The organism is Streptosporangium sandarakinum (genome assembly GCF_050942225.1).
Taxonomy (GTDB): Bacteria; Actinomycetota; Actinomycetes; order Streptosporangiales; family Streptosporangiaceae; genus Streptosporangium; species Streptosporangium nondiastaticum.
Window position 1 is genome coordinate 5,446,690 of sequence record NZ_CP192034.1, and the last position, 25,159, is coordinate 5,471,848.

Below are 25,159 nucleotides of genomic sequence, written 5' to 3' on the forward strand. Positions count from 1 at the left end.
AGCGGTCGCTTTCAACAGGCGCATGGCCATGAAGACCTCCCTACCTGACAGGTCAGCACTCCAGGTTATAGATCACCTGTGTGGCGCACCTGCAGATCGGCCGAATTCGCCCGTCAACTCGCTGGGCGGAAGGGTTGCTCCGCCGTCTCCGCTGCGATCCAGTTCAGGTAGTCCGGCAGTCCACCTTCGATGGGGACCGCGACGATCTCCGGTGTCTCGTAGGAATGCGTGTCCTTCACCAGGGAGACGAGTTCGTCCAGACGATGCTCGCCGGTCTTCAGCAGAACCAGGAACTCTTCGCTCTTCTCTACTTTTCCTTCCCACCGGTAGAGGGAACTGATCGGCCCGATGATCTGTGCGCACGCCGCGACGCGGTCGTTCACCGCGGCGGTGCAGATCCTCTCCGCCTCTTCACGCGTGCCGGCCGTCACATGCACCTCGAAGGAAGCACCCACGCGGCCAAGCTTACGCGCGCGACGCTTCCACGCTTGTCGAGCGGGTTCCGCCGTTCGACCCTCCGCCGCGGCGAACCGCTCGCGGAGCCGGTGACGATCTCAGGCGCGGGCCGGGGTCGGCTGACCGTCGGCGGTCTGCAGCAGCGTGCCGACCCGGGCCCGGACCGCCTCGATGGCCTCCCAGTCCTCGGTGCTCAGGCCGGCCAGCGCCGCCGGGAAGACCCCGTCCTGCTCCTTGAGGATGTGGGCGCGCAGCAGGTTCAGGGCGTCGAGCAGCCTGAGCGGCCAGCCGGGGTCGGCCGGCGTGCCGTCCACGGCCTCGCCGAGGACGGCTTCGATGCGCCGATGCTCCGTTTCCAGCGCGGCGATCTGCTCGGGAAACTCCTCCGCCATGGCGGGGAACAGGCCGTGCTCCTCGACCGCGGTGTGCGGGCCGAGCACCTCGGCGATCCTTCTGGCGATCACGGTCATGGCGTCGGTGTCGCCTGCGGTGTGCGCGCTGCGCACATCTCCGATCAGGTCGACCACCAGATCGTGCTCGCGGGTCAGTTCGCCGATCGTGGTCACGGCCTGGCAGCCGCAGTACTCGCACATGCGCTTGCGATCCTCTGCAGTCCTCGAATGTGTTCCGGGCGGGGATCCGAGGCGACACCCCGGACGCATCCCACATTGCCCGGCCGCCGGATCAGCCGGGCAGGGACCTTGGACCTCTTTTCACGGGTCCCGTGTCATCCATCACTCGGCGTTCCTCAGCCGGGCCGGACGGCCGCGGAAACGGTCTGGTGTGGAAGGAAGCCGACCACCCCGCCCGGGGCGGCAGCGAGGAGGTCGCCGGCCGCCTGCTGTCGAACATCGGATGACCGAGGAACGGCGACCAGGTTGACGTACACGCGAGGCCGGGCATGCGCCTCCATCTCCGGCCCGCTGCCGCTCCGCGGTGGGACGGTGGCACACGGGACGACCAGGAAAGGAATTGACCCCTATGTTCGATGGACAGGAAGGGTTATTTCATATTAGCTGGACTGGCGGGTTCCCCCTCGGTTGGAGTATGAGTGCGCATCTCATGTTGCGCTCACCGGCTCGTCATCCGGCGCTTCGGCGGCTAGCGGCTAAGGAAATCGGAGGACCGTAATGTCTGGATGGCCTGATGGGCGGATCCGCCTGGCAGAGTATTTAGCGGGATTACGCACCGAGCTGAGCAGCGTCGGCACTGAAGCCGACGGGGACGATCTCAAGTTTGACATGGATGCGGCCACACTCGAGGTCGATATTGTTTATTCGCTCGCGCGATCCGAGGAGCCGGAGTTTTGGGTGCTTGCGCCGGCGCAGCAGGAGGCGAAGGAAGAACCGGGATCCACCAACCGGGACAGGCAGCGCCTCACCGTGCGACTAACGCCGCGGCAGGACGCAGTGTGGGGTAGCGAAACGTCTGAACTCGTCTCGGCGACCTTGCCGTGCCCACCTTCGCCGAAAGGTCAATAAGATGGAACAGCAGCGAAACAGCCCGGATCCGACCGGGTTCCGCCGAAGAGCGGACCGTGGTCCTCTAAGCAGATATGCAGTGGGTCGACGGCATTCACCGGCATCCGTATGCTCCACCATCCCCCTCGATCCCGTCTTCGCCTGTCGGAGTGCTTTGCGATGGATGCGATGAAACTCGAAGAGCCCGGAGGCTTTTGGGATTCACCGGCCTACTCGGTCAAAGTGCGTGGACTCAGATACCTCTGGGGCTCAGCCGGGATCACCCAAAATCTAACATTCGAAAAGCCGTTAATCCTCCACGTCGCGAACGATCGCGCGGGAGAGCCGATCACGATCGGAACGCAGGTCGCGGCCGGAGCCAAGACGGTCCTGGGAACGCTTCAGCCAGGTGAATACCTGTCGCTTTCGGTGAACGACATTTCGGGTGTCTACGCCGACTGCGCCCTTGATTCAATCGTGCACTGTTTGGTTCACTGAGAATTCGCGCGAGAGGAACGTCTCAATGGGCATTGCAAACATTATTTCCATGATCGCGCGGCCGGTGCACGGGTCTTACCTATGCTTCGAAATCGGCGGCATTCTGAACACTTGCGACGTCTATTTGGGTGACACCGTTAAAGCTGTTCCGTACGACAGGCTTACCGACTTGGTGAAGGCTTCGGGAACGACCATCGGGGACCCTTCTCGCCTCGCAGGCGATACAAACGGCGTTCTAAGTATCGTTCAGCCGTTCTCGGTGGCATCGCTTCGGAACGAAGACAGGAAGGCTTCCCTGGATAGTGCCGTCAATTCTCGACAAAATATCTACTTCTCGAAGCATGCGAATGCCGACTCCGTGATTTCAACAATCAGGGGGTCTTACGACAAAGGGTCGCCGGCATCGAATCCCAATCTGCTCGATCGGTTAAGCGACCTCGCGAACCAACAACTGGTGGAACTGGACGAGGCTTATAGGACGGACGATCGAACAGGCGTTGTGAAATCGACGACCAGCAGCGCCGAGTCGGCAACCAAAGGTAGAGGCGGCTCGAACCGCGCCAGCAAATTTCACCAGGAAAGCGTGGGCGTAAGGGTCGGCCGTGGAACAAGGCTTCCCCACGTCCTCCCACTCCCGTGGGAGGGACACCCGGACCACATATGGAACGGATATAAGTCAACTCGCTTCACCGCGCCCAGCACGACCGACACCGCGGTGACAACGGGGGTCAACTACGAAGAATCAAATAACTACAGCAATACATCTGGAATGCAGTCAACGACACATGTCGACTACGAATACCGAACCCCTTACATAGAAGCGCACGCGCGCGCTCTCCGTGCGCAAATCAGCCTGACAAATCAGCAATTCGAAGCATATATGTTCTCGCAGAACATACCCTATTTGGAAAAAATCTTTGCAAACGAACTCGAATCGGTAGACAATGATGTCTACCAACTTCAAATCGCGCTGTTGCGGTCGTTTCTCATCTCGCCCATCGAGGGCGTTGTAACCGGTGTCTACAAGGGTCCGGGCGAGGCGGTGAACGCCGGTGAACCCGTGATCCGAGTCGAAGACAACAGCCTCGTCCATCTGTTGGCGAACCTTGTACACGTCGGTCCTATCCCGATTGGAGCGACCGCGACCTTGACAACGATGTTGGCGGGCGCTGGGAATCCGACAACATCCCTGGACGGGACCGTCGTTTCTGTGCGGGGACAGGACAGCGGCACGCGGTGGGAAGTCATCATTAGGGTTGATAACGTTGACGCTGGCGGACTGCACGTTCTTCCGCTTGGCTACGTGTTCGACCCGGAATACACGGACATTTCCATAGCGTAATGTGGTATGACCCGGGGTTTCCTGGCACCGCCCGTAGAGAAGCTTTCGACACGAGGAAGGTCTTATGCCTGGTGAGAGCGATGGCAGCGGGGGCGGCGGTGACGGTGGTACCGGAACAGGAGACCTTGGCGGGGGCGACATCGGCGCCATTCTCGCCTATCTGAACCATCAGAGTTTCGGTGCAGACGGAGACTATACCGGAAACGCAGGCTTCGGCGGCGATAACACCGGCCCCGTTGGCTCCAAGGTGCCAGAAAATGACCAGGATCTCTCGGCAACGCCGATCGATGCCCTGACGACGCCACCGTGGGAAACACGTGGAAGGCCGCAGATGCGGGGCGGCCAGAGCGACCGGTCCTGGGGAATCGAGCCGTACGGCGGCATGGGTGGACGGGTTCTTCTCGCTTTCGTCGGCGAAGAGGTCGACGCCTTTTCCGGCCTGCCCCTTGGCATAGACGATCTCGATCCCTTCACGGGTTTCCCAGCCTCTGATCCTTTCGTCGATGAATGGCCGGCTCGTGCGAGAAACGTGACGACGCCATTCGCGGCTCTTCGGCAGACCAACCTGCTGTCGTCCCCTGATCTGCTGGCCGACAACGATGTGGCGGCTTGCGATTCCAGCCGGACGTCATGCCTGCCGGAGGTGAAGAGCGATGCCAATCAATCCAGCCTTGCAACCTCGATCCAGGCCGACATGGACGAAAGCTATGTCGCGATCCAGGCCTTCATGGAGGGCAGGGCGAAGATCATCGGCGATACCGAAGTCGACATGCAGAAGGTGGCCTCGACCGCCGCGCAGGCGGCGCGCAGCGACGAATACAAGCTCGGATTCATCGTCAGCCAGCTGCGCGACCATCCGCTCGAAATTCGGCACTCCGCTGTTCTCACCGGCCTGGGGCACGTGGTCTGGGGCGGCGTCACGATGACGGCCTCGGGCTTCATCATCTACGGCTCCGGCGGCCTCGCCTTCCCGCTGATTGGCGCGACAGGATTCGCCGCGGGCGCTGGCGAGGCTTCCTCGGGTTTGGCACTGGCCATAAGTGGCGCGGACAGTACCGAAACGGTCCGTATGAGCGGTCAGATCGGCTATGTCCTTGCGCTGACATCGTCGCCCGCCTCGCTGGTATTCGGAACCACCGGACTCGTCCTGAGCGGCGGGGACGTCGACGTATCCCATCGGTTTGCCCTCGCCGGCGGCATCGCGGAAGGAATGACAGCCTTCCGCGGCGATCCTTCCAAGCTCTACTCGACCCTGCTGCCGGGTGTGGGAACGAAGGCCGAAAAAGCCGCCTCCACCCTTCTGGTCAAGGACGTGGCCGCGCTCGGATACACGGCGCGGGGCGAAAGCGTCGGCGTGGTCGCCTCGAAGCTGAACAGAGAGTTCACGAGCGGGGATCTCCTGGCGATCGAAGCCTTCCGAGAGCAAATGGCGAGCACGGGCCGACTCGATCTCGCAGGTAAGGCGGGTCATGCGGCGGCCGGAGCGGCGGAGCGCGGAGTGGATTTCTCCAAATACAGAGGCGCTTTCCAGCAGGAGCTGAAACTTCACGGCCCCTACACACCCATCAATAGCCTCCCACTCGATAAGGCCTGGAACCAGAGCCTCACCTACAGCATCAAGTACCAATTGGAGACCCGCGCCCTTGGAGAGCAGTTGGTTCCTCTTCGATCAGTCAAACATATCTGGATCAGCCCGACCGAGGCCGTCAGATACATACGGTAGCCGAGCACCGGCCGCAACAAACTAGAAGCGCCGCACTTCGACGATTCCGATCGATCCGAATGCTGGCATCGTCCAATGAGATGAGCAGGGAAAAAGGAGCATGCCGTGTCGCGATCGATTCGAATCATATACCGCAACCAGCAGGGTAGGTTACGAAAGAATTGGAACTGGGATGCAATTACAAAGCGGTCGGCAGTTATTATCACCGCGGCGGAGTGGTCCGCCGGACGGGATCCTTTCGATGAGACAGGCCGGCCAAATCTTGGCGCGGCGAACGTCTATGTGACCAATATTGGCCCTCATGATCCGGAAGGTGGTACCGGCGGCGTCGAGTTTTATCTGCACGTCGATTGGGACAGCCCTTTGCACGTACAGGTGACGATCACCGTTCTCGACCCGATCGAGGATTTTAGGGTTGCAGAATAGGCTGCTTCGGCCCGGCGTGAGCGGTTTCCTGCTCAAGGTCTCGCTGCCCGAGCAGTTCGTAGCGGCGGGCGACGGTCTGCTCGACCCCGCGGACACGCTGAGCAGGAAATATGGAACGCACTGACCGATGTCGACGTCGGCTCGTAGGTGGTGGTCGCGAGACGTCGCTTGGGCAGGGCATGCCGCATGCGTTGCTCCTTGAACGGTGAGACCGCGGCACCCATCGCCGCGGCCTGGCCGGCCCCGATTCCGAAAGTCCGAAATCGTCACGAATACGGCCTTTCAGTTGATTGGCGACGGCAACAGCTCGATCATTAATTGTTCAAGAGTCCACCAAAGCGGAAGCACGATCGGACCAACCTGCTGGTAGGCGACCAAGCGCAGGACGAGGAGCGGCCGACGAGGCACCCACCCTTCCCTACGGATCAGGTGCTCAGGCATCATAAGAGCCGTCCCATGGTTCGTAGAGGCCAAGTCTGTTCGGGTGGAGCTCGGCGTGTTGTCGGCCCTCGAAGGTCTCGATGACGAGGCCGAACACCACGTCGCCGAACTCATGGCGGAAGGGACGGATGACGATGCCGCCATAGCCGACAGTTCGACCCTGCCCCTGACCACATTCCTTGAATGGTCCGAACGCCCCGAGCCGATTACGGCTGGGGCGTTATCGGCTGCCGGCCCGCTCTCGGCCTCGCCATGGGTGACGATCAGGTCGCCCGTAGGCGTAGGCGCCCGCTGCCCAGGCGGCCCTCGTAGCCGCAACCGCCACGGCCGACGGTGTCGGCACCCGCAGGCATGACCGGGGCAGGGTCTGCGATCCGGCCCTCCCCACCGGTCCCTACCCCGTCAATGCCTTCCGAGTCCGGCGCGAAGCCCGAACCAGCCGATCGCGGCGATGAGCGCGACCTGGAGCAGGTACCCGGCGGCGACGACCACGGCGCCGAGCGACTCGGTCGGCAGCCCGACGAACACGACGACGTATGCGATGCCCGTGATCGACAGTCGGCGCGGCATCGTCTTCGAGATCAGCGTCCCGATGAGCGCGAACAGCACACCGAGCGCGATGGCGACCTGGGCGCCGATGATCGACGGCAGGAGTCGGTCGAGATGTGCGTTCAGGACGTCGAAGAGCCGCCGGCCCTCCGCCTCCGGCAGTAACGCGGGGTCGGCCGCGTACGCGAACGGCAGCGCCTCGGCGGTGATCGTGAGGGCGAAGAGGATCCCGCCGATCCCGGCCAGCAGGGCGCCGACCAGGTTGAGCACGCCGGCTCTGCCCCGGGCGAGCAGCACGATGAAACCCGCGCAGGCGACCCAGGAGACCGCATACCCGGGACCGCCGAGGTACAGGTTCATCGGCCAGTACGCGTCGCCCAGCGCGCGTACGTCGTCGTACCGGATCGTGCCGTCGAACGGCGGCTCCCAGAACGCGAACCCGGTCCGTCCGGCCAGCGAAACCAGCAGCAGGACGAAGAGCCCGACGAGGGCGACGCGCCGCTGGGCCGAGCGGGCGGGGACCGGCTCGGCGGCTGCGGCGGCCGGGGGGAACACGGTGCCGGGGGGTTCGGATGCGGTCACGGTCGTATGCCTCCTTCGATCGGTGTCAGCGCGGCCCGCGCTGTTCCCCACCGTCACCGCGGGGGCGTCACGCGGGCATCGGCCTCAGCACCTATCTTCGGGAAAGACCAGATCAGCCGACCTTGCTCAGCCTCTGTGGTCCCGGTTCGCGGCGGCGTGATCCAGCCAGATCCTCGTGGCCCGCACGCGACGATTCGTCTCGGCGTCGGGCGTGAGACCGAGCTTGACGAAGATCGCGCGAAGGTGGGCGTCGACCGTACGCTCGGACACCACGAGCTGGGCCGCGATCCCGGCGTTGCTCGCGCCCTCGGCGAGGACGGCGAGCACCTCGGCCTCGCGTGGGGTCAGGCCGGTGACCGGTACCCCTCCGGTCGGCGCCGCGAGGCCCTTGTCGTTCGGGGCCTGCGGGACCTGCGAAGCCTGCGGGACCTGCGGAGTCAGGATCCGGGTGAGCCGTCCGGTTCCGGTCCAGGCGCCGCCGCCGACGACGGCCGTCACGGCCGCGACGAGGAACGCGACCGAGGTCGCGCCGAGCCGGAGACCGGGGGCCGCGATGATGGTTCCGGTCCCGATCACGGCCAGGGCCGCGCCGGCGAGCCCGGTGCCGCGCACGACGATCGCCACCTGGCGACGCTCGACGCCGCCGCGCGCGGCGATCAGCGCGCAGGCGGTGCTGAACGCCGAGGCTCCGGCGAGAGCGACGAGGAACGCGACCGAGCCCAGCGACGGCTCGACGGCGCCGGGGTCGCGGGCGATGGCAAGCAGGAGGCAGAAGCAGACGGTGAGCGGTGCGGCGGTGGCCCCGGCCGCGGCGATCCCGATCCGCGCGCGGGCGGATCCCTCCGATCCGAGCGCGGCACGCCACAGCGTCACCGGGACGAGCAGGAGGGCCAGGACACCGAGCAGCGTGGCGAAGGCGCCGACCGGCTCGATCACCGTCCGCCAGGACTCCGGCGCGATGGTCGGCAGGCCGGTGAACGGTTCGCTCGCCGTCGTCAGCAGCGCGTTGGCGAGCGTGACCGTGCCGATCACCGTGGCCAGGACCGGGTGCGTCCAGGGCGCCCTCGCGCCGGTCCGGATGGCCGCGGACGCGGTGAGCTGCATGAGGGCGAGCGGCGGGATCCACGCCGAATTCCAGGCGGCGACCGCGAGTGCGGCGGTCGGGTGCCCGGCCGTGACCGCCCACACCGCCCAGGCCGCCAGGACGAGATAGGCGAGCAGGGCGGCGCAGAGCCAGGTCGCGAGCGTGCCGGCCCGCCGGTTGCCCACCCTGGCGAGCCGAGTGGCGGCAACGGCCGCGCCGGTCGCTCCCGCCGCCAGCGCGAGTACGCCGACCGGGTCGGTGACGAACTCGTCGTGGCCGGCCAGCCGGAACCCGAGCAGGGCGGCCACCGCGACGCCTCCGGCGACCCCGGCCAGGGCCCGGCCCGCGGACGGCAACCGGGCGATGGCGGTCATGCTGGTCTTACCCGCGGCCGGTCACGAGCCGAAGCGGCGTCATGCGCCATACTCTAACGTCCGGCGGATCGGGCGTCGCGGCCTCTCATCAGGTCTTGCCACCGGGACGCCAGGGTTGAGGTGACGGCGGCCGCCGGCCCGACGGGTGCCGTCACTGTGCTTCGTCACCGGACGGTTCGCGGTACAGGGGCAGGCGCAGTACGAACCGGGCACCTTTGCGGCTGTCCTGGATCGTCAGTGAACCGCCGTAGATCTCGGCGATCTCCCGGGCGATGGGCAAGCCCAGCCCGGTGCCCTGCGGATCCCTCTTCTTCGACTCCGCAAGCCTGGAGAAGCGCTCAAAGACCCGTTCCCGGGCATCCAAGGGGATCCCCGAACCATCGTCCAGCACCTCCAGCCTCGCCTGTCCGTCCTCCCTCGCCACGAGGACATCGATACGTGTGCCGGCGTGGCGCTCCGCGTTGTTCAGCAGGTTGTTCAGCACGCGACTCAGCCGGACGGGGTTGGCCTGGACGATCACACCCGATTCCAGCCTGGGCACGATGGCCACGCCCGGCATGCGACGGGCGATCTCCCGCCGGGCCAGTTCCGCGAGGTCGATCTGCTTCATGGGCATCGGTGCCCGTGAATCCAGCCGGGACAACTCCAGCAGGTCGTGCACGATGGCGCTGAGCCTCTGAAGATCGTTCAATGCCTCCCGCAGCATCGGCCGCCACTGGTAGTCCTCGGGCTCCTCCAGCGCGACCTCCAGCCGCGCCTGTATCCCGGCGATCGGGTTCCGCAGGTCGTGCGAAGCGTCAGAGACGAACCTGCGCTCCCGGGTGTTGGCCTCCTCCCGCTGCGCGAGCGTTTCGTTGACCGCCTCGGCCAACCGCTGAATGTGCCCTCCGGTCGGCGGAACCGGAACCCGCCGGCTCAGGTCGCCCTTCCCGATCTCCACCACCTCCTTCCGGATACGGTCGACCGGTTCCAACGCCAGCCCGATGGTCCGCCAGGTCCACCAGCCGATCAGCGTCAGCACCGCCGCCCACAGGCCCGCCAGGATCAGCGACAGAACCCATCCCGTGGTCAGCAGCGGCAGAGGAGAAGCCGCCAGGACCATCGCATCCTGCCCGTACACCGAATCCCTGATGCGTACCCCGTACACCCACATGCACCGAACGCCAGGGTTGGAGCACACCTTCCGGTTGATCAACGTGTTCCCGCCGGGAACCACCAGCGCCGGTCTGGCCTGGAGTTCCTCGCTCGCTGCCAGAACCCGTCCGTCCAGCCCCACGACCTGGATCATCGACGCCTCGTCTGTGCCGACAGGGATCGGATTCCGCCGCTCGCCCCGGTCGATGGCATGGACCGTCGCCTCGACCGTCCGCTCGGTCAGGTCCTCGTTCTGATCACTGAACCAGCCCCGGAGCACGACGCCGGCCCCGAAGAGCGCGAGCGCAAGGATCACCGCCGAGACCACGACCGTCAGCACGGTCGCGCGCCCCCGCACCGAGGAACGGATGTCCCGGCGGAAAGCACTGACCCAGGGCTCTCGATTCTTCACCGACCCCCCAGCCGAAGGCGACACTCTGATCATTGGGAACGGTTGCGCGGGTTCGGTGAAATGACCGCGCCTCTGTACTGTCTGGCAAGCCGCCGTGTACACGGCGGAAAAGTCGAGCGTTCCGCCGAATGCCGCCCGCCCCGTCCAGCGACCGGACCGCATCGACCGCCACGTTCAGCACCGGCGTACCGCTCTTGGACGGCACCAGCCGATCGGCTTCCACCGTCATTCGCCGTGACCGTGATCGCGTCGAAACTCCGCGGACTGCCGAAGGTCACCTATAGCTGGCCGCGAACACCCTGGTCCCCGTGCACCAGCCCCGAACCAAACTCGGACAAATACACCCTAACCCCCCGGAAAGTCGCAGGTGAAACCTGGTGTCCGCTCAACATCCCAGGCGATCGGCTCGCCGTGGCGGCGTCTCAACCCCGGCCGGCAGGCCACACTCGTGCTCGTCCGCCTGCGCAAAGGCGAGACACTCACCGAAGTCGCCACCGGCTTCGGCGTCGGTGGGGGGTGTCAATGCCGGGAGCCTTCCCGATCTCGGCGCCCGTTCAGATCATGGTCACGGCCTGTCTCGCGCTGTTCCTCATCGCAGGGTAGCGGTGGCGTGGCCGCGCGATCTCCGTTCGAGTGGTTCGCGGTCACCGGTGCCCCTGGACGCCCTCACCTTCCGGGGACGTGCCGCCGGGCCGGTACCGCCAGACGAATTCCAGCCACGGCGGGGCCACCCCCGTGAAGTGCGGCCAACTGCCCGGTTCCGCACCCGGGTCGTCGCTTCGGACCTCGGACAGGTGCGTCGGCATGAAGCCTTCCTGGATCAGGCCGTTGACGATCCGGCTCAGTGTCTGCGTGTACTCCCTGGGTTGGCGGATGCGGTCACCGGCCGGCTTCCCGCCGTAGACCCAGTCCTGGTCGGGATAGCTGGTCTCGGCCTCGTCGATGTAGGGCTGCCTCAGCGTGTAGCCCTCCCCGTTCCAGGAGTCGTGGGTGAGCCCGGCGAAGAACGGGTTGGCGCACATCAGGTAGTAGTGGCCGCCTTTTCCGACGACCCTCGCGACCTGGCGGAAAACGATCCGGCAGTCCGGGACGAAGGTCAGCGAGTACGGATGCCAGACCAGATCGAATGTGGAGTCGTAGAGGGCGGACAGGTCCCGCATGTCTCCCTGGATCGTGCGGATGCCGACGCCGTAGTGCTCAGCGGCCAAGCGGTCCCGCTCCAACTGCCCGGAGGAGATGTCGAGAACCGTCACGTCAGCTCCGAGCAGGGCGAAGGCCGCGGACTGCTGCCCGCCTCCTCCTGCCAGGCAGAGCACCTTTCGGCCCGCCAGGTCGCGGGGGATGCCCAGCCTGCCCAGGCCGAGATAAGCCTGAGCCTCCTCCGCGTCCAGGTCGAGCCTGGGACGGGTGAACAAAGCGTCCGCCTCCGCAAGGGCTTCCCAGCGTTCCTCGTTGTAGCGGTAGACCTCGTCCCTCACAGCGGACACGCTATCCATCGCCCGGCGGCCGAGGCGAACGATTTGATCGGGCCTTGTTCGTCCGCCGTCCCTCCTTCGTCCACCCCGCTATGAGCTGTCACTTCAGGACGAAAAAGACTGCCTCGACCGCGTTGGAGTTCAGCATGCCCATCCGCCACGTTGCGCCTGTGCCCAGAAGATCAGCCACCCTGACCCGCCTGCTCTGCTGTCCTCGCCACGCGACGGGGATGGCCCAGGCGGTCGCCGTCCTGCAAGCCGTCGAAGATGATCACCGCCCTGGACGAAAACGTTCAGTGCTGGATCAAACCACCGACCGGGACGGGGTCGACATGGCCGGTTGCCGGAAGGGCCTGTGCCAGGGCGAGGCCGACATCGACCAGTGATGACCGGCGAAGGCGCGTAACGTCGGAAATCGGGGTCCAGACCGACTCGACGGTCTCGCCGTTCGGCTCAGGCCGGAGTCGGCCACCGGTGATGCCGACCCGGTAGAAAATGCCGACGTTCTGGTGCTCGGGCAGGCCGGGCAAGCGGTCGGCCGCGGGGATCACTCTCGAATCCACACCCAGCAGGCGTTCGACCACTCCGTCACAACCGGTCTCCTCAGCGACCTCCCGGATGACCGCGTCGAATGGGTCCTCCCCGTGCTCGACCTTCCCACCCGGAAGCGTCCAGTGCCGCTCGCGTTTCGGACCTGCCCAATGGGCGAGCAGCACCCGTCCGTCCTCGATGCACACGGCGTACGCCGCCAGTCGGAAGCTCACCGCCGCACGCTATCCCAACGCCCGAGATCCGCGCATTCATTATTGATCTTGATTGACCGCTCGGCGGAGAACGGGGCAGGTGGCGCCCAGCGGTGGTCCTGCGGTGAACGACCTCGTCATGGTCACGTCCCGGACGGGATGGTGAGCGCCGGCTGAGGAGCGGACGGCCGACCGATGCCCCGGCGGTGGTGCGGTGGGTCCTCCTCCCTTCGACACCGCCGAGATCAATGGCTGGACGAAGTTCGCATCCATGCAGAATCACTACAACAAGCGATTCACTTCATGCGGGAAGTTCTCCCTGGCCGCCTGACCCCGCTCCCCCGCCGACCTCTACGGCGACGAAGCCCCCGTTGAGCTGCCGATTCGCTCCAGGGCACATCGCCTCACCCACTCGCCGAAGGTCTGACGGCCGTCATGCAAGAGCCGATCCGGCGAGGACTTTCACTACACGATCAAGCCGCCGCCCGATGGGCGCCGGCGGGCACGTAACCTCTCCGGCCCCGTCTCGGTATGACTGACCCATGGCATATCGAGCACAGCCCCAGTGATCCACAGAATCCTGGTCACAGGCATCACTGAAGTGGTGGAGACCACCTCGACCAGCGCACCAGGAGCGCAACCCCGAAGCGCGACGCGGTGGCATAGAAAACTAGGCCCCGCCTGTTTAGTCGAAGTCCGGGACAAGCACGTTTCGTAGCGATATGATCAGCTACAAATACGCACTCTCAATAAAATATCTCCGCATTGGAATTTTAATGAATCCACTGATCAAAGGTCTTTTTAAAAAGTTTCGAGAAACCGAAGAGCTTTCGTCACTGGAAGAGTCTGACGCTTTTGAATTATTTAGCGCTACATTAATTCTCCCTGACGAACTGATCTCACAGTCGGAGAAGACTGACTTCTTATTGGATGCAGGCAGTATAGGAATCGACATAATAGCGCTGGAAATCAATGGCCAACTAGCACGTGACACTGACGATGTTAGGGAGATATGCAGCCAGGCTTCGCAAATTGACGTTTCACTGTATCTCATTCAGGCAAAGCAGTCCACTTCCATATCGAGCGTCGATATTCTCGGCTTTGGCGACACAGCAAAGAAGTTCCTCAGCAATGAGGGCGGATTCTCGAATTACCCTCGCCTGGAAGAGCTTGCAAGCGCGTTTGCGCTTGTGTTTGAGGATTTCGCTACCAGTCTTCGGCATCCTCCCGCTGTATATCTAACATTTGTTACAACTGCTTCAAAGAGCTCCATAGAAGATCCCGTGGTACAGGATCGAGCCGCCTCCGTCCAAAGCCAGATAGCAAACCTTGGATTCCTCGGAAGAGTATTCGTTAACGTTTACGGGGCAGATGAACTTCATGAGGCTTGGTCAAAGAAGAATCATGCGAACGAGGTAGAGATCCAGTTCAAGAAGCAAGTTAATCTCCCCGAGATGCCTGGCGTAGACCAAGCCATACTGGGAGTTGTCTCGGTAGCCGAACTCCTAAAATTGGTGCAGGGCACGGATGGAACCTTAGACGAGCGTGTTTTCTATGATAACGTTCGAGGATTTAAGGGGGAGGACAACCCGGTCAATCGGCAGATTCTTAGCACTCTTTCCACCCACGAACGCGATCTGTTGCCGGTACTGAATAACGGCATCACGGTTGTTGCATCGTCATACTCGCCGAAGCCTGGTGATGCTGTGGCAATATCCGGGTTTCAGATAGTCAACGGGTGCCAAACTAGTCATTGCCTATACTTGTCCAGGGATATGCTGGAAGATCGAATTGCTTCAGTATATGTACCTATTCGCCTAGTTATTACTAGCGACGAAGATGTCGCTACGCGCATCATTAGAGCAACCAACTCTCAGACTGAAGTTCATGAAAACGACTTGGTGGCACTTACCAAGTTCCAAAAAAAGCTAGAAGATTTCTACACCCTCGATACACCAGAGGTAAATCTGACTTATGAACGTCGCAGTGGGCAGTTCTATAGTGCGGCGGTGACGAAGAGGCGAGTAGTAACGATCAGTGATCAAATGCGGGCAATATCAGCTGTATTCCTCGATAGCCCGCATGCAGCCGCTCGCTACCCTGCTCGCTTGTATGCTGAGGTAGGCAAATCCATCTTTCAAGAAGAGCATAAGCTCCTCCCGTACGTCGCAAGTGCCTATGCGGCATATCGCATAGAGAATGCCTTTAGGGCAGGGCTGGACCCCGTCTACAAGCCAGCTCGTTATCACATTCTCATGGCCTATAAGTATCAGGTACTCAATGGACCATCGGCTGCCCTGAACGCACGAAAATGTGAAACTCAAAGCGAAATGCTCATCAACGCCTTGAAGCAACCCGATCAAGTCGATTTGTTTCGCAGTGCCGCGGAAAGTGTCATGGCCGCTGCGGAAGGGAAATTTCCGACACGAGACCGGCTCAAGCGAGAGCGATTCACTCAGGAACTAATCGCACACCTCATGCAAAAGATCGAAAATTCCTAAGATTCACGACGAGCTCAAGACTAGTTAAGATAGAATGCGAGGGTCGATCCGGCGTGGCGAGCACGGAAGCCCTACGTTGCAATTAAATTAAATCCATGGCGATCCTGGATTTCTTGAGGTCGACTCGCCACATCGCTCTAACGAACGACAGGAAAGCCTCTTAGCGTTAATTACCCACGATCCAGGATAACTGCCATTGTCGCCGCTAAAGCAGATCCCGTCGCACCCAAGCAAGACAGTGTTGCCATTGCATCCTTAGGTGTGGCCCAGAGCCCTCGATTTAGCCGACGCCAACGATCCCTTCCCAGTCGACGAGCAAGATTCTGCCGCTTGTGTTCACGGACCTGATTGCAGCCAAACAGAAGGCCCTGAGCATTGTTCCTGCATGGGCCTTGACGGCCTGCGGCCCCACAAGTCCGGGGAACTCTAAAAAGGAAATAAATGATCGCGAGTATGGAGCCCGCAATTAAGAGAGGGGCCACCTTCCCCTTGTCGTCTACGATCCACCAAGCGGCAGCAAGAGCCGCAAGTAGAACATAGCCCCAATATTTTTCTATAAAACTCTTTTTCCTTCGCGCCACACCAATAACGTAGTGACCGCTCCTGCAGCCAGCTAGGGAGATTTCTTTCCCCTCCGAGCACGCAAACCTGTATTGACGGGTCATGCCGTTTTAGCTAGGCCGGAAAAGGTCCTGTAGCTATCGCCATATCGGTCAAGCAGAAAGCCTGAACTGTCCCGGGGCTACGCTCCTCGGAGCGGCTGGCTCTACGGCACGGATCTTTTGGTCACAGCACTATGGTAGCTATTCTACCGGCTCATAACCGGCCCCCCTTTGCAAGCAGGATGCCAGGGAGCCGAGTACGGCAGCGCTTCGCGCCGTGGCACGGCGGGGCGTGCCCGCTCCCGCCGCGCGGACATCGGGACCGGGCATGCGGCCTTGGGGGCCGGTCCCGGCCCGCGCCCGCCCGGCGGGAGCGGGCAGACCCCGCCGCCCGCCGTACCGAGCGCCCGCCGTATCGAACCGCACCCGCCGCCCCTGGTACGCGCTGCCGCCGCTGCGACCGCCGGCCCAACCGCTACGCGGCCCTTCGGGGTGCCTTCGGCATTGCGCCGGCCGTCTCCGCTCTGCACGTCCACCAGGCACACGATGTTCCCGAGGAAAGGGCAAGCCTGCCGCCCCGCTTCCGCTCCTCGGGCCTGGGAGGCCCTGCGGTACGGATCGGGTTGCCACCGAATGACAGGGCCACGTGATCACGGTCATTGCCGGTCGGGTGCGGCGGCACGACTACGGGGGAAGGCCGCACCGCTGCACCAGCTCTCAGGGGGTCAGCGGTAAGTGAGCTGCACCCAGACCGCACGGCCTATCTCCGGGTCGTAGTCGGTGCCCCATCCGCTGGACAGGAAGTCCACCCACGCCAGGCCCCGCCCGCCGAGACTGTCGTTGTCGGCGGGACGCATCGCGGGGACGTTGACGGGTGAGCCCTTGTCGATCACCTCGATGTGGACCAGGCCGTCCCCCAAGCCGATGCCGACCGTGATGATTTCGTCAGGGTGACCGGAGTCGCTGTGCAGATCGAGTTCGTGACGACCTCGCTCACCAGCAGCTCTACCGTCTCCAGAACCTCCGCCGAGGCCGTGATGTGCGCGCTCAGCACGTTCAGGACCCAGTGGCGCGCGTCCGACGCGGACTGCGGCACGCCATAGAAGTCGCGGTGGTCGAGGAACCGCAGCCCGTTCCAGCGCTGGAGCATCGCCTCGAACGCCTCATAGACGGCTTCCCGGCTCACCGCGCCGCCGCCTTGCGAATGGTCTGGGCCGCCTTGTGGTCAAGGGCGTCGATCCACTGGTTACGGCCCCGGCCCCACTGGTAGACCCAGTCATCACCGAGCCTGCGGGCGGTCACTCGAAGCGACCGCTTCACCCCCTGCGCTGTCAGATGCGGCTCCTCGGTCAGCGGAAGCTCAAGCCGCGTCGCCACCCCCAGCCCGCGCAGGTCCCATGCCAGCCGGACGAGATGGATGTAGCGGTCTTCCTACACCGTCCCCAAGACGGGCCGTCTTGTGAGGGGGACCGGTTGCGCCTGGTCAGCCAGTGTCGCCTCACCCGGCGGCAGGGCTTTAGAGTGCTCCATGGATCGCACCTCCAGAGTGCGGTCAAGGGCCTGCCGGGCGAGTGGTGTCGTTCCGGCAGGTCCGCCATTCCCGCCGCCAGCGAAGATGATCCGAAATGGGCGATACGCCCAGCTACCGGCAACATCTCTGATGATCTTGGGTCTGGGTGGAGATCCATTGTTCTCACCTGGATCAGCGGTCGCCCCAGACCCTCGCGGGATAGGCTGAATGGGCTTGTCCGTGCTGCTGCAACGCTAAGGACAGCTCGGACTCCGTAGAACTGACCGGAAGTACGAGTACGACGGCGGTGACCACGCGTGACGACTTCCCGTAGGACGGCAGCCCTGACCGCCAGTCGGGGTAACGGCGGACACGCTAAAGAAGGTCGCATCTCCGGCTATGTGCTCAAGGTCATCCGGGAATGTCTGGGGTTCACTCAGGAGCAGTTCGCCGAGCATCTGGCCATCGACACCACGACGCTTCAAGGGTGGGAATCCGGACGCCGCCCGCTGATGGCGATCTCTACCGGCGCATACCTGTCTTTACGGCATTCCCTGCTTCGATTCGGCGCACAACCCCGGCTGCTGGCGCAGTTGGACATGGCCCTTGAGGCGGATCGGTTCGTCGGCTACGTACTGAGCGCCAAGGCGGAACAACCCGCGGCCGTAGATCACCCACTCGCATCATGGGTGATCACACGCCCCTTCACCGACCTTGTCGCCTGGCCGTTCACCACCACGGCCCCTTCCGGCTTGGCCGGAGCCATCAGAACAACCGGACGTCGCGGGCCGGTCGCGACAGCGCCGGCCCTGTTGCCGGATGAGCGCGCGCATTTCTTCAAACACCTGAAGAGCGTGGCCGAAGGCGCTGACGTCGATCGCGTGGACGGCATGCTGTTGCGCCGCCAAGCCCACTATGTGGCCAGCTTCGACGACAGCGACGACACCGCAGACTGGCTTACGGCCATGCAACGCACCGAAGAACGCCGGATGAGCCGAGGCCATGAGTGGACCCCGTCATGGGCGGTCGTACGGTCCGGCGCCCACTCCTTGGCTCGGCTCGGTGACCGTGAGGGCCTACAACACTTCATCAGGACCAACCTGGCCGATGAAGTCTGCGAGATCGCCAACCTCAACTACTGGGCTTACTGGCTCGGCGAGATCAACGAGCCGCAGCTGAACGACACGTTCATGATCGAGCTGAAGCCGGATACCTGGCATGGGACCGAACTTCTACGACACCTGATCGGCAAGCTGTACTCCACCAACCCCTACGCCGACGTAGTCGCTCACACCCTGTGGGCACTGGTCATGCTGCGCCCTTCGACGCTGGATCCGCGCACCGCCGACGACCTCAAAGAGGCGACCACTCGCGTCTTGGAGGAGGCGACCGTATCGCCGCAGTCCCAGCGAGAACTTGAAGCGATCATCTACGCTCTGCGCATGATCCACCGAGGATGAAAGGAGACGGCATGGCAGAGGAACTGGCCAAGGTGACCGATCTGCTGTACGAGATCGGCCTACTCAAGAGGTACAAGCGCACGGGGTGGCTGATCGCAGGGGTACGGGATCCGGAGAGCATCGCCGACCACTCCTTCCGCACCGCGATCATCGCCAGCGTGATCACCGCGATGGAAGGCGGCAACCCGGAACGCGCGGCATTCATGAGCCTGTTCCACGACACCCAGGAGACCCGCGTCACCGACATCCCCTACATCGGCAAGCGCTACCTGAAGGCCGCGCCGAACGAGGAGGTCACCGCTGACCAGGTACACGGCACCCCTGAAACCGTCGCACAGATGATCAATGGCGCTGTCGGCGAGTACGAAGAGAAGACGAGCCTGGAGGCCGTCTGTGCCCGGGACGCCGACAAGCTGGAGTGTCTGATCCAGGCCGTTGAGTACCGCGAACAGGGACACCAGAACGTCCAACCGTGGATCGACAGCTCCCTTGCCGCTCTCAAGACAGCGTCCGCCAAGCGCCTCGCGGACGAAGCGCTCAGCACCGGCTCCCTGGAGTGGATGACCCGTCTCTTGAACGGAGACCAGGGCACCTGACAGGCGCGACGAGTGGCAGGCCCCGACGCCGCTTCCAGTCCCCGCCCTTACATGTGAACAGTCGATGCCGGTTCGACGTGATGTAGAGCCCCTGTCCATCGGTGTCTCAGTCAGGAACAGGAGCGCTCCGTTCACGGGCGATCCGGCGGGCGGTGGCGATGCGCTGCCGGGCGAGTTCGGCCCACAGGGCTTCCCCGTGTCGCAGGCCGTTTCCGGCGTAGCGCCACTGGGACAGGGTGACCGTCTCCTGCCCCTCCGGGGTCGGGAGACCGAGGATCGAGCGGGCTTGTTCGGCCCGGTAGTCGGCGCGTGCCTGCCGTAGGTCGCCCAGGGTGATGGAGTAGCGGCGGCTCTTGGTCGAAAAGTGGCCCCGGTAGCCGAGCATGTGCGCCCACTGCCGCAGGGGAAGGTCCCGGTACTCCGGCAGGCGGCCCAGCGCGAAGCAGGTGAGGATCATGCGCCGGGCGTGCTCGGTCACGGCCAGTCCGGCGATGTCCTCGGCCCGGCGGATCGGGCGGTCCACCGTCCCCGCGGACTCCGCCCCCTTGGTCGCGTACTTGGCGACGTAGGCCGCCACCCGCTGATCGGTGACCCCGTCCACATCGGCGGAGACGTACACCGGCCGGACGTCGAGCTGATCGCCCCACCGCAGCAGGACCGGGGCCGGGCCGTCCGACGCCGGGACGACGACCTGTCCAGCCGCCTCACGGATCGCCCGATCGAGGAGTGCGACGGTCGCCCAGTCCGGTGGCCGGTCAGCCGGCCCCTCGGGTCCGTCGAGACGGATCACGGCGTGGAAGTGGACCAGGCCGCGCGCCTGGTACTCGGCGACCTTGGCATACGACAGGCGCAGCGTACGGCGCAGCGCGGCCCGGCTCACGCCGAGCAGCCGAGCGAGAACGGACGGAAGCGCCTGGGTGAAGCGCCGCCACAGCTCCCCCGCGTGGGCGTTCCACAGCACCGCGCCCCGGTAGTCGTAGCAGCTCGGGCAGAGCGGTTGCCCGGCTTGCGGGTCGTCGCGCTCGTGACGCCTGCCGCACCCTTCCGGCTCCCCGTGCTCGCACACGGGACGGTTCCGCCGAGGGCGACACGGCAGGGTCACCCCGTTCCGCTCCCGATGGGCGTGGATCGCGCCGAAGGACGGAGCGGTGAAGGTGGCGAACACGCGGGGATGTCCGCTGACGTCCTCGGGAACGCCCTTGCCGCCCCGCAGGCCAGAGATGATCAGATGATAGGTGTCGTCCCGATAGGTCTCCGAGCAGGCCGCACACCGGGAGGCCCGCCGGTTGCCGCAGGCGGTGAGCAGGAAGCCCGTGGGTTCGTCGGCGGTCCGGTAGACGTCCAGAACCTCCCCTGTCCGGGCGTCCACGGTCAGCCGTTCGCCGTGGAGCCGGACGGGTTGGGCACACCCGCCCGTGGCGTAGGCCATGCGCTGCCACCGGGCGAAGTCGGGCATGGCCGCACGGTGCAGCGCGGCCAGCATGTCAGGGGCGAGGGAAGGCGCGTGGTTCACGCGGCGTCCCTCCCGCGCACCTCATCGGGCCGGGAACCGGCGTCCTGCGTCTCGGCGACGCTGACGCCGAACACGGTGGCGACACGTCGCCACTTCTCATCGGTCCAGCGGGGGGACCGTGCGGCTTGTCGTCTGCCCCACTCCCGGGCAGACAGGGGTTCAGGGTTCAGGTGGACTCCTCACCTCGTGGGTGGAGCCACCGCCGCGCCTGACGGGCAGGACGTCGCACACCGCCGCCGGGGCAGCCCGAAGACAGCCGTCGGCGCGTGGTGCGCAGCAGCGAGAGATCAAAAAAATGGAGTGCGGCGAGGAAGTGGATGGCGCGCTCTGTGTGGACACCTACCGCCGGGCCGGGGCCCTCCGACGATCATCGGTGATCATGAGATGTGTCGTGCCCGGATGAAAAATGCGCCTGAGGTGATTCGCCGAGATGTTCGCTGTGTCGTGTCGTGGGGAGGTCGGTGGCTTCTTACGCGATCAGTTCTACACCGGGGTAGACGAGTTCGACCATCTTCGAGTTCCTTCGTGAGCGTTGTGGGTGGACGTCCGTTGGCGTCCGTGGGTGTTCGTCAGCGTCCGTAGACGTCCGTCCGTCACCAGGTATTCGGCGGCAAAAGAAAGAGGGCTGTCGCCTTTCGGTAAGGCCGACAGCCCTTGGAAGAGGTCGAAGACGTCCGGGACGTCCTGAACCGCAAGGCACCGGCACACTGACCGGCCCCTGGTGGAGGCCGATCCGTTCCGCCGCCTACCCGTCCCCGGTGGCCGTCCAGGGCGCTACGGTGCCAAGGTGATCAACGAAGAGGGCGCCCGGCTGGGTGTGATGGCCGCCCGCCGCCTGGCGGAACTTGACTGCTGCGAGATCGCCCCCGGGCTGACGGACGCGGAATTCGACCGCATCGAGGGCCTGTACGGCTTCGAGTTCGCTGACGACCATCGGGCCTTTCTCGCCACCGGTCTGCCGGTGAGCCAGCCGTACGAAGAAGGCCAGACCTGGGAGAAACCCTGGCCGGACTGGCGCAACGGTGACCCTGACGAGCTTCGTGAACATCTCGATTGGCCCGTCAGAGAACTGCTGAGGGATGTTGGGAGTGGTCACTGGAATCAGAGCTGGGGAGAACGGCCCGGCGCAACTGAAGCAGCCGTGGCGGCGGCACGATCACAACTGTCCGAGGCCCCCAGGATGGTACCGATCTACGCGCATCGCTTCCTGCCTGCGGGACACGGCACCTCCGGGCACCCGGTCCTGTCGATGTGGGGCTCCGACATCATCTACTACGGGACCGATCTGCTCGACTACATCAACCAGGAGTTCGAGGACCCCCGACCCGAGCCGGAGGAATGGAATCCGCAGGCCACCGTGCCCTTCTGGCGCGACTATCTGCGACCGGTGCCCCAGAACCCGGCGTAGCCGCATGGACAGCCTGGACAGGAGCACCGCAGGCTGAAGGCCGTCAGTCCTCGCGCCAGATCGGCTCCAGGAGATCCGGGTTGAAGATCTTTTGGCCCCGGCCGATGGGATGGATGATCACGGTGTGCAGCGCCTCCCGGATGTAGGCGCGCTTGGTGGAGATGGGCAGCCCGCCGTCCCTCTCCGGCAGGTACCACCGCCGCCGGATCTCCGCCACGTCCGTGTTGGCTCGTGCCTGCCGCAGTTCGGCAGACGCGGCGAGGTTCGCACGCTCGGTACGGAGCCGGGCGATCTCCTTTTCCAGGCCGGGCGCGAGTTTGAAGAACAGGTCATTGCTGATCTTTCCGGTGTTCCACTGCCGGGTCAGTTCCTCAAGCCGCTCCTTGGCGCTCTCCAGCTTCGCTTCGCCGTCCCAGGTGGAACCTTCTGCCGACGCGGCGAAGGACCTCTCTTCGAGCTTGGCCAGCACCGCTTCGGAGACGTACTCGTCCACCAGGTCACCGCGCCGGGAGAGACCTCCGCAGCCGCCCTCCGCCTTGCTCCTACACGTGTAGTCGTGGTGCGTCGCGTTCTTCCGCACGTTGACGCGCATGGGCGTGTTGCAGAGGGTTCCGTCCGGACGTGGCCGGCCGCAGCGGACGATGGCCGACAGTAGGTAGGTGGGGTCCCGGTAGTCCGGTGGGTGCGCCTTGCCGATCTCCATGTCCCGGGTGACGAAGTGCCCCTTGCGCGCGTTGAAGACGGCCCGGATCGCGGCCCACTCCTCTTCGGTGATGATCGCGGCCCACTTGCCCCGGATCGGTTCCCCGCCCGCGTCTCGCACGAGTTCCCCGCCGAGTTCCCGCAGTCCGCAGATGCGGGGGTTCTTCAGGGCCGCCTTGAGCGTGGCCACGGCCCAGTCGTTGCCGAGCGAGGTCTTCACGCCGAGAGCCTGCCACCCTCGGATGATCGAATGGAGTGAACGACCGGCAAGGAAGTCCTTCGCGGCCTGCCGAAGGAGATCGGCCTCCCTCTCGTTGAGCGTCAGCCGGTCCTCGTTCCATCCGAAGGGACGCGGCCCTCCTGACGGCCTCCCCTCCTCCGCCCGGGAACGGTGCGAGCGGCGCATACGGCGCTGCATCTTGCGGACTTCCATCTTGGAGATCACGGCCCCAAAGAGCCCCATGCTCTCCACGTCCTCGCTGTAAAGATCCTTGCTGCCCCGCGCGTCGGCGAACACCCGCCCGTCCTGGAAGGTGATCGCCTCCACGAAGCGCTCGTAGTCACCGGGACGGCGTGCCAGCCGGTCCTCCGCGACGATCACCACGCCCTGAACAGGTGTGCCGTTCGGCAGTTTTCCGGCGCGCAGCGCGCGTAGCATCGCCTCGAAGTCATCGCGGACGACTCCCTCTTTGGCCGCCGACTTGTCGTTGTCGGTGAACTCGTGGACGACGGTCCAGCCGTACCGTTCGGCGGTCTGCCGGTTGACCCTGTGCTGGTCCTGCACGCCGTGTTCGTCGCGCCTCAGGTCGGCGGAGATACGGGCGTAGGAGACGACGGGGACGGGGGGATTCGACGGGCTCATGTGCACCTCCGGCCAATATCATGCCTGAGATGTAGAGCTAGAACCTTCTCTACAGGGAGGAAGAGCGCGAAATGGTGCCGTTCTGCCTCGACCAGGGTGTGGGGATGATCCCGTGGAGCCCGCTGGCCCGGGGTCTGCTCGCCCGCGCGGGCAGGCAGGAGGAGCGGGGCACCGCGCGCGCCGGGAGCGACGCGCGCATCGGCGCCCTCTACGGCGACGCGGAGAACGACTCCCAGATCCTCGACCGGGTCGCCGAGGTGGCCCGGGAGCGCGGTGTCGCCCCGGCGAGCGTGGCGTTGTCGTGGCTGCTGCGGCAGCCCGGCGTGGCCGCCCCGATCATCGGCGCGACCAGGGCCGGGCACGTGGACGACGCCGTGGCGGCGGTGGAGGTCGATCTGACGGACAAGGAGGTCGGCTTCCTGGCTGAGCCGTACCGTCCGCGCGCCGTCGCCCTCTGAAGGTGAGCGCCTCCCGCTGAACCTGAGCCGCCGTCCGGCCGCCCCGTGGGCTCCGCGGGTTCAGGCGGCGGCCTGCCGTTCCGCCAGGGCCTGGAAGGTCAGGAGCTGTTTGCGCATCATGAGCAGGTCCCCCCAGGCCAGGGCGCGGCGGCGTGCCTCGTTGAGCGTTCCCCGCTCGGCGCCGAGCAGGGCCTTGACCGTCAGGCGGGTCGCGCCGGAGTCGTCCGTACGGACGTCGTAGGTGAGGGCGAGGTCGCCGAAGAGCCGGCGGCCCGGCCCGGGGAGCATCCGCAGAGTCATGTCCCGGCCGGGGGTGAAGGAGACCAGCTCGAAGATGGTCATGACCCGCTGGCCGGCCGCCAGGTCCTCCGCGCCCGGGGTGAGGGCGCGGGGGCTTCTGCGGCCGAGGTTGTCCAGGAGGTCGTAGCTGTAGGGGGCGACGCGCATCTGGCAGAGCCAGCGGTAGACGACCTCCGGCGGGGCCTGGACCGAGACCGCGCGGAACCACGTGCCGCCGGGGGCCGGGATGCAGTCGTCGCAGGGGTAGGGGCGCGCGGTCTCCTCGGGGCGGACACCCCAGTGGGTGGGCAGGGCCATCAGCCGAAAACCTCCTTGGGCGACGGCGGAGCCGGGTTCCCCGGGTGTCCCGTTCCCCCGCGAAAGAGGCCATGTCCGCCGCGGGCAGCGTAACAACGGAAGATCGGCCGCGCTCACCGGGGTGGCTCATGTCACCGTCGCGGGCCCCGGCGGGGGCGTCGGGCCGCGACTCCGCGGGTCCGCGGGTCCGCACGAGGAACGGCACGCCGGGCACGCGGGGAACGCACACCGGACGCGCGGGAAACGGCGCA

At 64.8% G+C, this 25,159-nt stretch carries 22 protein-coding genes and 2 pseudogenes; 11 read left to right on the top strand and 13 right to left on the bottom strand.

Going from position 1 to position 25,159, the window contains the following annotated elements:
• Positions 1-113: 113 nt before the first annotated feature.
• Both cutA and ACQP10_RS25405 read right to left on the bottom strand, forming a co-directional pair.
• Positions 114-455, bottom strand: a complete 342-nt coding sequence (cutA, locus tag ACQP10_RS25400; RefSeq protein ID WP_312873606.1) for a divalent-cation tolerance protein CutA — start codon at positions 453-455, stop codon at positions 114-116.
• Positions 456-554: 99 nt separating this feature from the next.
• A complete protein-coding gene (locus ACQP10_RS25405) occupies positions 555-1,049 on the bottom strand; it encodes a hemerythrin domain-containing protein (RefSeq protein ID WP_433539849.1) in 495 nt (164 codons plus the stop codon).
• 537 nt (positions 1,050-1,586) lie between these two features.
• Between ACQP10_RS25405 and ACQP10_RS25410 the strand changes: the two genes are divergently transcribed.
• The 5 genes from ACQP10_RS25410 (at position 1,587) to ACQP10_RS25430 (ending at position 5,905) form a co-directional block, all read left to right on the top strand.
• On the top strand, positions 1,587-1,937 hold the full coding sequence (locus ACQP10_RS25410; RefSeq protein ID WP_376770530.1) for a trypco2 family protein: 351 nt from the start codon (positions 1,587-1,589) through the stop codon (positions 1,935-1,937).
• A gap of 168 nt (positions 1,938-2,105) precedes the next feature.
• Positions 2,106-2,414: a hypothetical protein gene (locus ACQP10_RS25415; protein WP_179827534.1), complete on the top strand. Its 309-nt coding sequence runs from the start codon at positions 2,106-2,108 to the stop codon at positions 2,412-2,414.
• Positions 2,415-2,439: 25 nt separating this feature from the next.
• A complete protein-coding gene (locus tag ACQP10_RS25420) occupies positions 2,440-3,756 on the top strand; it encodes an HlyD family efflux transporter periplasmic adaptor subunit (protein ID WP_179827533.1) in 1,317 nt (438 codons plus the stop codon).
• 64 nt (positions 3,757-3,820) lie between these two features.
• A complete protein-coding gene (locus ACQP10_RS25425) occupies positions 3,821-5,479 on the top strand; it encodes a hypothetical protein (protein WP_433539850.1) in 1,659 nt (552 codons plus the stop codon).
• A gap of 105 nt (positions 5,480-5,584) precedes the next feature.
• Positions 5,585-5,905, top strand: coding sequence for a hypothetical protein (locus ACQP10_RS25430; RefSeq protein ID WP_346022740.1), 321 nt, complete (start codon positions 5,585-5,587; stop codon positions 5,903-5,905).
• Positions 5,906-6,748: 843 nt separating this feature from the next.
• Here ACQP10_RS25430 and ACQP10_RS25435 read toward each other — a convergent pair.
• From ACQP10_RS25435 to ACQP10_RS25445, 3 genes are all read right to left on the bottom strand, one after another.
• A complete protein-coding gene (locus ACQP10_RS25435; protein WP_433539851.1) occupies positions 6,749-7,477 on the bottom strand; it encodes a hypothetical protein in 729 nt (242 codons plus the stop codon).
• Positions 7,478-7,603: 126 nt separating this feature from the next.
• Entirely contained in the window at positions 7,604-8,935 is a 1,332-nt protein-coding gene (locus ACQP10_RS25440) for a helix-turn-helix transcriptional regulator (protein WP_433539852.1), read from the bottom strand.
• Positions 8,936-9,086: 151 nt separating this feature from the next.
• Positions 9,087-10,409, bottom strand: a complete 1,323-nt coding sequence (locus tag ACQP10_RS25445; RefSeq protein ID WP_346022743.1) for a sensor histidine kinase — start codon at positions 10,407-10,409, stop codon at positions 9,087-9,089.
• A gap of 478 nt (positions 10,410-10,887) precedes the next feature.
• On the opposite strand from ACQP10_RS25445, the pseudogene ACQP10_RS25450 reads away from it, so the two are divergent.
• Positions 10,888-10,992: pseudogene (locus tag ACQP10_RS25450) on the top strand (IS5/IS1182 family transposase); the annotation flags it as partial.
• Between the two features lie 133 nt (positions 10,993-11,125).
• Here ACQP10_RS25450 and ACQP10_RS25455 read toward each other — a convergent pair.
• Both ACQP10_RS25455 and ACQP10_RS25460 read right to left on the bottom strand, forming a co-directional pair.
• A complete protein-coding gene (locus tag ACQP10_RS25455; RefSeq protein WP_433539853.1) occupies positions 11,126-11,959 on the bottom strand; it encodes a class I SAM-dependent methyltransferase in 834 nt (277 codons plus the stop codon).
• A 290-nt stretch (positions 11,960-12,249) separates the two neighbouring features.
• On the bottom strand, positions 12,250-12,720 hold the full coding sequence (locus ACQP10_RS25460; RefSeq protein ID WP_179827520.1) for an NUDIX hydrolase: 471 nt from the start codon (positions 12,718-12,720) through the stop codon (positions 12,250-12,252).
• A 701-nt stretch (positions 12,721-13,421) separates the two neighbouring features.
• On the opposite strand from ACQP10_RS25460, the gene ACQP10_RS25465 reads away from it, so the two are divergent.
• Entirely contained in the window at positions 13,422-15,200 is a 1,779-nt protein-coding gene (locus tag ACQP10_RS25465; protein WP_433539854.1) for an AIPR family protein, read from the top strand.
• Positions 15,201-16,527: 1,327 nt separating this feature from the next.
• On the opposite strand, the gene ACQP10_RS25470 is transcribed toward ACQP10_RS25465, so the two are convergent.
• The 3 genes from ACQP10_RS25470 to ACQP10_RS25480 are packed head-to-tail and all read right to left on the bottom strand — an operon-like array spanning position 16,528 to position 17,179.
• Positions 16,528-16,722: a hypothetical protein gene (locus ACQP10_RS25470; protein ID WP_433539855.1), complete on the bottom strand. Its 195-nt coding sequence runs from the start codon at positions 16,720-16,722 to the stop codon at positions 16,528-16,530.
• Entirely contained in the window at positions 16,692-16,988 is a 297-nt protein-coding gene (locus ACQP10_RS25475) for a hypothetical protein (protein WP_433539856.1), read from the bottom strand. The genes ACQP10_RS25470 and ACQP10_RS25475 overlap by 31 nt, the downstream gene beginning before the upstream one ends.
• Entirely contained in the window at positions 16,985-17,179 is a 195-nt protein-coding gene (locus ACQP10_RS25480; protein ID WP_433539857.1) for a hypothetical protein, read from the bottom strand. The genes ACQP10_RS25475 and ACQP10_RS25480 overlap by 4 nt, the downstream gene beginning before the upstream one ends.
• Before the next feature lie 534 nt (positions 17,180-17,713).
• Here ACQP10_RS25480 and ACQP10_RS25485 point away from each other — a divergent pair.
• Both ACQP10_RS25485 and ACQP10_RS25490 read left to right on the top strand, forming a co-directional pair.
• A complete protein-coding gene (locus ACQP10_RS25485; RefSeq protein WP_433539858.1) occupies positions 17,714-18,772 on the top strand; it encodes a helix-turn-helix domain-containing protein in 1,059 nt (352 codons plus the stop codon).
• Between the two features lie 11 nt (positions 18,773-18,783).
• Positions 18,784-19,368 (top strand): HD domain-containing protein, encoded by a 585-nt coding sequence (locus ACQP10_RS25490; protein ID WP_433539859.1) that lies wholly within the window; start codon positions 18,784-18,786, stop codon positions 19,366-19,368.
• Between the two features lie 106 nt (positions 19,369-19,474).
• On the opposite strand, the gene ACQP10_RS25495 is transcribed toward ACQP10_RS25490, so the two are convergent.
• A complete protein-coding gene (locus ACQP10_RS25495; RefSeq protein WP_433539860.1) occupies positions 19,475-20,881 on the bottom strand; it encodes a replication initiator in 1,407 nt (468 codons plus the stop codon).
• Between the two features lie 787 nt (positions 20,882-21,668).
• Between ACQP10_RS25495 and ACQP10_RS25500 the strand changes: the two genes are divergently transcribed.
• A complete protein-coding gene (locus ACQP10_RS25500) occupies positions 21,669-22,289 on the top strand; it encodes a hypothetical protein (RefSeq protein ID WP_433539861.1) in 621 nt (206 codons plus the stop codon).
• Positions 22,290-22,332: 43 nt separating this feature from the next.
• Here ACQP10_RS25500 and ACQP10_RS25505 read toward each other — a convergent pair whose 3' ends face one another.
• Positions 22,333-23,853, bottom strand: coding sequence for a recombinase family protein (locus ACQP10_RS25505; protein WP_433539862.1), 1,521 nt, complete (start codon positions 23,851-23,853; stop codon positions 22,333-22,335).
• A gap of 56 nt (positions 23,854-23,909) precedes the next feature.
• Between ACQP10_RS25505 and ACQP10_RS25510 the strand changes: the two are divergent.
• Positions 23,910-24,311: pseudogene (locus ACQP10_RS25510) on the top strand (aldo/keto reductase); the annotation flags it as partial.
• A 60-nt stretch (positions 24,312-24,371) separates the two neighbouring features.
• On the opposite strand, the gene ACQP10_RS25515 reads toward ACQP10_RS25510, so the two are convergent.
• A complete protein-coding gene (locus ACQP10_RS25515; protein WP_346022746.1) occupies positions 24,372-24,908 on the bottom strand; it encodes a hypothetical protein in 537 nt (178 codons plus the stop codon).
• Between the last annotated feature and the right edge of the window lie 251 nt (positions 24,909-25,159).